Here is a 6,290-nt window from a genome sequence, read left to right on the forward strand (position 1 = left end):
TGAAAAATCCCTTGTGATACCTCTCCAAAAAGAGTATAATATGACGAAAGTTAAAAGCCAGAAGAAAAGGAGCAGATAAAATGTCAGTAGAATTTGATACAAATATCACGGAGAAAGATATGTACCGGTTTAACCTGTACCACGCCTACCACGGAATGCAGGGGATTATGGCAACGCTGGTGGGAGTATGGGTGCTGATTACCGCTGTAATAACCTTTGGAAAAGTGAGCACATTTTATACAGTGTTTTATGTGGTGCTGGGAATTGTATTTCTGATTTATGTGCCGGCCAATCTGTATCTGCGCTCGAAAAAACAGGTCAGGAGTTCAGAAGTGCTGCAACAGGCCCTGCACTTTCGGATTGATGAAAAAGGAGTCCATGTATCTCAGGGAGAGGAAACCGGAGACCTGACCTGGAAGCAGATTTATAAAATGGTTTCCACAAAAAATAATCTTCTGATTTACAGCAACAGAATAAATGCCTATGTGATTCCCAGAGAAACGCTGGGAGAGAAATATGAAACCGTGGTGGCTCTTGCCATCAATCATATGGAAGGCTATCGGCTGAAGCTGAATCCCTTTCGGGTGTAAAAGACCCGGAAAACAGTGACGCAGGCAATGATTCAGAAATAGTATGAGATATGAGAATTGAGGAATTTATGCAGGAAACAGAAACATTTTCACCGGAAGAAACTTTCCGGCTGGGACAGAAGCTGGGAGAACAGGCCAGGCCCGGAGAGGTGTATACCCTGACGGGAGACCTGGGCGTCGGGAAAACGGTGCTGACCCAGGGAATTGCCAGGGGGCTGGGTGTGGAAGATGCGGTCTGCAGCCCTACCTTTACTATCGTTCAGGTATATGAAGAAGGCAGAATGCCTTTCTATCATTTTGACGTATACCGGATTGGAGATGTGGAGGAGATGGAAGAAATCGGATATGAGGATTACTTTTACGGACAGGGACTGACCATTATAGAATGGGCGGAACTGATTCAGGAAATCCTTCCGGAACACTATAAGGAAATCCGAATTGAAAAGGATCTGGAAAAAGGCTTTGATTACCGCAGAATTACAGTAAACGACAAATAAATTTGCCCTTTACTGTAAACCCTCCGGGGGATGCGCACGATTTTTGTAAGATAGATTCTGCGTTTGCACGCGGCAAAAATCGGCGCAGAAAACGTCATAAGGAAAAAATTTATGACATTTCCTGATACAATAAGTGAGGTAACAAAATGAAAATATTAGGACTGGACAGTTCCGGGCTGGTGGCAGGAGTGGCCGTTGTGGAAGATGATAACCTGCTGGCAGAATATACGGTTAATTATAAGAAAACTCATTCCCAGACACTGCTTCCCATGCTGGACGAAATCGTCAGGATGACAGAACTGGATGTAAATACGCTGGACGCCCTGGCAGTGGCAGGAGGGCCAGGTTCCTTTACTGGTCTGCGCATTGGTTCCGCCACAGCAAAAGGTCTGGGCCTTGCCCTGAAAAAGCCTGTGATACACATACCCACTCTGGATGGACTGGCTTATAACATGTATGGCAGCCGGGACATGGTATGCCCTCTGATGGACGCCAGAAGAAATCAGACCTATACGGGACTGTATGAATTTACAGAGGGAGGTATGCAGGTTCTGGAACCTCAGTGCGCAGTGGGAATTGAGGAAATCATTGCAAAAGTCAACGAGAGGAACCGCTCCGTGGTATTTCTGGGAGACGGAGTGCCGGTGTTTCGTACTTATATTGAGGAACACTGCCAGGTGAAGTTTTCATTTGCACCGGCACATATGAATAAGCAGCGGGCGGCGTCGGTAGCCGCCCTGGGTCTGATTTATTACAGAGAAGGAAAGATTCAGATAGCAGCAGAACACAGGCCGGATTATCTGCGGCTGGCCCAGGCAGAACGGGAGCGGTTGGCAAAAGAGCGGGCCGGACAGGATGCATGATGACAGAAATTGTGATACGCAGTATGGAAGTACAGGATATCCCGGCTGTTGCAGGCCTGGAAAAGCAGTTGTTTTCCAAACCCTGGTCGGAGCAGGCGTTTCTGGATTCTCTGCAGCAGGATACGTTGTTTCTGGTGGCATTACATGGAAGCACAGTGGCAGGTTACTGCGGCATGTACTGTTTTTCCGGAGAAGGCGAAATTATGAATGTGGCTGTTGCACCTCAATGGCAGAACCAGGGAATCGGGCACAGAATGCTGGCCGCACTGACAGAGCGGTCTCAGGAAAAAAAGATTCGCCGCATGATTCTGGAAGTGCGGGTAAGCAATACTTCTGCCATTCATCTGTATGAGAAGCTGGGATTTCAGAATTGCGGAATCCGAAAGGATTTGTATGAACTTCCCAGAGAGGATGGAATGATTATGGTATTTGAACAATGATTCTGTTTGCGAGGATGCATGGATAGAATTCCCTCTTTCAAAAAGCAGACGCCATTCGTTATAATAAAATGGACGAAGGGCCCGGCCCCTTTGTAAAATTCCGGGATTCAGACTGCGGAAACAGGGAGGACAACAGATGAAGACAGAAAAACAGATCATTATATGCAACTGCTGTAAAAAAGTAATACAGGAACCCACTGGAATACCCCATGGGGAATTTCTTCACGTGGAGAAAGAATGGGGGTATTTTTCCGGAAAAGACGGAGAAAAACAGGAATTTGACGTCTGTGAAGCGTGCTACGACGCATGGATTAAGAGCTTTCAGATTCCCGTAAAAACCATAGAAGTGACAGAATTAGTCTGAAAGGAAACGGAATGTTAGATGTATGTTTACTGGGTACGGCAGGGATGATGCCCCTGCCTTACCGCTGGCTGACCGCGCTGATGACGCGGTATAACGGAAGCAGCCTTCTGATTGACTGCGGGGAAGGCACTCAGATAGCCATGAAAGAAAAAGGCTGGAGTGCCAAACCCATTGACACCATATGTTTCACCCACTATCACGCGGACCATATCAGCGGCCTGCCGGGCCTGTTGCTTACCATGGGAAATGCGGAACGCACGGAACCCCTTACCATGATTGGGCCGAAGGGGCTGGAGCGGGTGGTGACTGCCCTGCGCACCATTGCGCCTGAACTGCCCTTTGAGATTCGTTACAGAGAGCTGACACAGCCGGTGGAACAATTACAGGAACGAGGATATCAGATTACTGCCTTTCGTGTAAACCATAACGTAATCTGCTATGGATATACCCTTGAAATCCCAAGGGCCGGAGAATTTCAGGTAGCGAAAGCCCAAAACCTCGGAATTCCCAAAAACTGCTGGGGCAGGCTGCAGAAAGGCGAGACGCTGGAACTGGAAGGGCAGATTTATACGCCGGATATGGTGCTGGGGCCACCCCGGAGAGGTATTAAAGTGACTTATTGCACAGACACCAGGCCTGTGGCAGCTATTACCGAACATGCCAGAAATGCCGATTTATTAATCATAGAAGGAATGTATGGAGAAAAAGAAAAAGCCATAAAAGCCAGACAGTATAAACATATGACTTTTTATGAGGCGGCAGAAATTGCAAGAGATGCAGAAGCCGGCGATATGTGGCTCACTCATTTCAGCCCCTCTCTGGTACGGGCGGAAGATTATATGGAGGAAGTGCGCAGTATTTATCCGGACGCAAAACTGGGGAAGGACGGGAAAACGGTGGAGCTGGATTTTCGGTAAAGACGGAATCGGGTAAGGAGGGATTTTATGAAAAATGGTATAAAAACAGCAGTGATTGTAGTAGTCTGCGCTGCCCTTTGTCTGGGCTATTATTATTATCTGTCTCATCGCGATACGGGTGAGGAAAAGATGACAGAAGTGGAAATGCTGATTTCCAAAGATTTGGAAAAATCCTATCCCAAAACAGCCAGAGAAGTGGTGAAATTTTATAACAGAATCCTGAAATGTTACTTTGACCAGGAGTACAGCCAGGAACAACTGGCACAACTGGCGGAGCAGGCCAGAAAACTGATGGATGAAGAACTGCAGGAAATCAATCCCCCGGATGTATATCTGGAGTCTGTGAAAGCGGAGATTGCCAGCTATGCGGCAGACGAAAAAGCCATTTCCGACGTCAGTGTGGAGAACAGTAAAGAAGTAGAATATAAGACGAAAAACGGGCGGGAATGCGCTTACGTGGACGTGGCCTATTTCCTGAAAAATTACAGTGGAAAAGAAAAATCAGGACGTGCCGGCCAGACTTACATTCTGCGGAAAGACGACGATGGCAGATGGAAAATACTGGGATTTTATCAGGAGTAAAAAAATGACGGTAAATGAACAAAAAGATGTGGTAATCCTTGCTGTTGAAAGCTCCTGTGATGAAACAGCAGCGGCAGTGGTAAAGAACGGGAGAGCAGTGCTTTCCAACATTATTTCTTCTCAGATTGATTTACACACCCTGTATGGGGGAGTGGTGCCGGAGCTTGCATCACGGAAACATATTGAGAGAATTAATCAGGTTATAGAAGAGGCATTGTCGGAAGCGGAACTGGCTCTGGAAGACATGGATGCAATAGCAGTTACTTACGGACCGGGGCTGGTGGGAGCATTGCTGGTGGGCGTGGCAGAGGCCAAAGCAATTGCTTACGGGGCAGGAAAGCCTCTGATTGGCGTACATCATATTGAAGGGCATATCTGCGCCAATTATATTGAAAATAAAGATTTGGAGCCGCCTTTTCTGTGTCTGGTGGTATCCGGCGGCCATACCCATCTGGTGAAAGTGGCAGATTACGGAACTTATGAAGTACTGGGCCGGACCAGAGATGACGCAGCGGGGGAGGCTTTTGATAAAGTGGCCCGCGCCATTGGCCTGGGATATCCGGGCGGACCCAAAATCGAAAAAAAGGCAGCCGAAGGGAACTGCGATGCCATTTCATTCCCAAGGGCAAAAGTGGCGGAACATCCGTATGATTTCAGCTTCAGCGGTGTGAAATCAGCGGTACTGAATTATATTAATAGCTGCCAGATGAAAGAAATTCCCATTGCAGAAGCAGATATTGCGGCTTCTTTTCAGAAAGCAGTGACAGATGTGCTGATTGAACATGCCATACATGCACTGGAGGAAACAGGAATTGACACCCTGGCTATTGCGGGGGGCGTGGCATCCAACGGCACGCTCCGCAGGGGAATGGAAGAGGCGTGTCGGGCCAGAGGGATTAAATTTTATTATCCGTCCCCGGTATACTGTACCGATAATGCAGCCATGATTGGTGCGGCAGCTTATTATGAGTACCTGGAAGGAAGGACTTCCGGCTGGGATTTGAATGCTGTGCCTGGTCTGAAATTAGGGGAACGCTGATGGAAGTAAAACCAAAAGAAAAAAACAGAGACAGAACCTATGCAGCCATTGTGCTTTCCGCCGGACGGGGAATGCGTATGAAAAGCCATGTCCCCAAACAATATCTTATGCTGCGCGAAAGACCCGTGCTGTTTTATTCTTTATCTGCTTTTGAAAAAAGCATGATAAGGGAAATTATTCTGGTGGCGGGAGAGGAAGATATTCCCTGGTGCCGGAAAGAAATTGTGGAAAAATACGGATTTACAAAAATAAAAGCGGTGGTGCCAGGCGGAAAAGAGAGGTATCATTCGGTATTCTGCGGCCTGGAGGAACTGAACAGGGAGAAAAATCCGCCGGATTATGTGATGATACACGACGGTGCCAGGCCTTTTGTGGACCAGGCTACGATTCTGCGCTGCGCAGAAGCAGTGGAAAAATTTCAGGCCTGTGTGGCCGGAATGCCGGTGAAAGATACCATAAAAATTGCTGATGACACTCTGTTTGCCAGAGAAACGCCTCCCCGAAACCGTGTCTGGCAGATACAGACGCCGCAGGTGTTTCGGTTTTCTCTGATTTATCAGGCCTACCGGCAACTGATAGAATATGAAAAAGAAGGACAGCCTGTTTCCGTAACCGATGACGCTATGGTACTGGAAATGATCTGCCATCAGAATGTCAGGCTGGTGGAGGGCTCCTATGAAAATATTAAGATAACGACGCCGGAAGATTTGCGTCTGGCGGAGGTGTTTTCCGCTCAGATTACCGGGAACAGCGAAGCGTAACCCAAAATGGTAACAATTCAGCCTTTTCTGTCTTTATGATACAGCTTTCTGATGTTTACATCCGGAACGTATATAAAACTGTTATCGAACATGTATGATATTTTCCACTCGTACTGTTTTCCTGTCAGCGGGAAACACGGACCGGAATTTCAGGATTTTCTGACTCCGGGGCCGGATGAATCTGATTAATTTTCCCGGTTCCAAACTCGATTTTCTGCCTGGAGGAAAGATACCGCA

General features: G+C 47.4%; 9 protein-coding genes. All 9 read left to right on the forward strand.

What is annotated here, in order from left to right; all coding sequences use genetic code 11:
* Positions 1-80 precede the first annotated feature (80 nt).
* The 9 genes from VSQ32_20030 to ispD all read left to right on the forward strand — a co-directional run bounded on the left by VSQ32_20030 (position 81) and on the right by ispD (position 6,053).
* Positions 81-590 carry a YcxB family protein gene (locus VSQ32_20030; protein MEH2945071.1) on the forward strand — a complete coding sequence of 170 codons (510 nt, stop codon included), beginning with the start codon at positions 81-83 and terminating at the stop codon, positions 588-590.
* 68 nt (positions 591-658) lie between these two features.
* The gene (tsaE, locus tag VSQ32_20035; protein MEH2945072.1) at positions 659-1,087 is read left to right on the forward strand and encodes a tRNA (adenosine(37)-N6)-threonylcarbamoyltransferase complex ATPase subunit type 1 TsaE; all 429 of its coding nucleotides are present in this window, start codon (positions 659-661) and stop codon (positions 1,085-1,087) included.
* A 146-nt stretch (positions 1,088-1,233) separates the two neighbouring features.
* A complete protein-coding gene (tsaB, locus tag VSQ32_20040) occupies positions 1,234-1,950 on the forward strand; it encodes a tRNA (adenosine(37)-N6)-threonylcarbamoyltransferase complex dimerization subunit type 1 TsaB (GenBank protein ID MEH2945073.1) in 717 nt (238 codons plus the stop codon).
* Entirely contained in the window at positions 1,947-2,390 is a 444-nt protein-coding gene (gene rimI, locus VSQ32_20045; GenBank protein ID MEH2945074.1) for a ribosomal protein S18-alanine N-acetyltransferase, read from the forward strand. Before tsaB ends, rimI begins: the two co-directional genes overlap by 4 nt.
* A 136-nt stretch (positions 2,391-2,526) precedes the next feature.
* On the forward strand, positions 2,527-2,754 hold the full coding sequence (locus VSQ32_20050; GenBank protein ID MEH2945075.1) for a hypothetical protein: 228 nt from the start codon (positions 2,527-2,529) through the stop codon (positions 2,752-2,754).
* An 11-nt stretch (positions 2,755-2,765) separates the two neighbouring features.
* Positions 2,766-3,671 (forward strand): ribonuclease Z, encoded by a 906-nt coding sequence (locus tag VSQ32_20055; protein ID MEH2945076.1) that lies wholly within the window; start codon positions 2,766-2,768, stop codon positions 3,669-3,671.
* A 27-nt stretch (positions 3,672-3,698) separates the two neighbouring features.
* Positions 3,699-4,253, forward strand: coding sequence for a DUF6715 family protein (locus tag VSQ32_20060; protein ID MEH2945077.1), 555 nt, complete (start codon positions 3,699-3,701; stop codon positions 4,251-4,253).
* A gap of 4 nt (positions 4,254-4,257) precedes the next feature.
* Positions 4,258-5,292, forward strand: coding sequence for a tRNA (adenosine(37)-N6)-threonylcarbamoyltransferase complex transferase subunit TsaD (gene tsaD, locus VSQ32_20065; protein ID MEH2945078.1), 1,035 nt, complete (start codon positions 4,258-4,260; stop codon positions 5,290-5,292).
* Positions 5,292-6,053 (forward strand): 2-C-methyl-D-erythritol 4-phosphate cytidylyltransferase, encoded by a 762-nt coding sequence (gene ispD / locus VSQ32_20070; protein ID MEH2945079.1) that lies wholly within the window; start codon positions 5,292-5,294, stop codon positions 6,051-6,053. The genes tsaD and ispD overlap by 1 nt, the downstream gene beginning before the upstream one ends.
* The last annotated feature ends 237 nt before the right edge of the window (positions 6,054-6,290 follow it).

It is taken from the genome of Lachnospiraceae bacterium JLR.KK002 (genome assembly GCA_036941025.1).
In the GTDB taxonomy this organism is placed as follows: domain Bacteria; phylum Bacillota; class Clostridia; order Lachnospirales; family Lachnospiraceae; genus Petralouisia.

Bases quoted from the DNA above. Each gene is read 5' to 3' on its own strand.
- VSQ32_20050 (MEH2945075.1), top strand. From the start codon at position 2,527: ATGAAGACAGAAAAACAGATCATTATATGCAACTGCTGTAAAAAAGTA.
- rimI (MEH2945074.1), top strand. From the start codon at position 1,947: ATGATGACAGAAATTGTGATACGCAGTATGGAAGTACAGGATATCCCG.
- VSQ32_20055 (MEH2945076.1), top strand. From the start codon at position 2,766: ATGTTAGATGTATGTTTACTGGGTACGGCAGGGATGATGCCCCTGCCT.
- tsaD (MEH2945078.1), top strand. From the start codon at position 4,258: ATGACGGTAAATGAACAAAAAGATGTGGTAATCCTTGCTGTTGAAAGC.
- ispD (MEH2945079.1), top strand. From the start codon at position 5,292: ATGGAAGTAAAACCAAAAGAAAAAAACAGAGACAGAACCTATGCAGCC.
- VSQ32_20060 (MEH2945077.1), top strand. From the start codon at position 3,699: ATGAAAAATGGTATAAAAACAGCAGTGATTGTAGTAGTCTGCGCTGCC.
- VSQ32_20030 (MEH2945071.1), top strand. From the start codon at position 81: ATGTCAGTAGAATTTGATACAAATATCACGGAGAAAGATATGTACCGG.
- tsaB (MEH2945073.1), top strand. From the start codon at position 1,234: ATGAAAATATTAGGACTGGACAGTTCCGGGCTGGTGGCAGGAGTGGCC.
- tsaE (MEH2945072.1), top strand. From the start codon at position 659: ATGCAGGAAACAGAAACATTTTCACCGGAAGAAACTTTCCGGCTGGGA.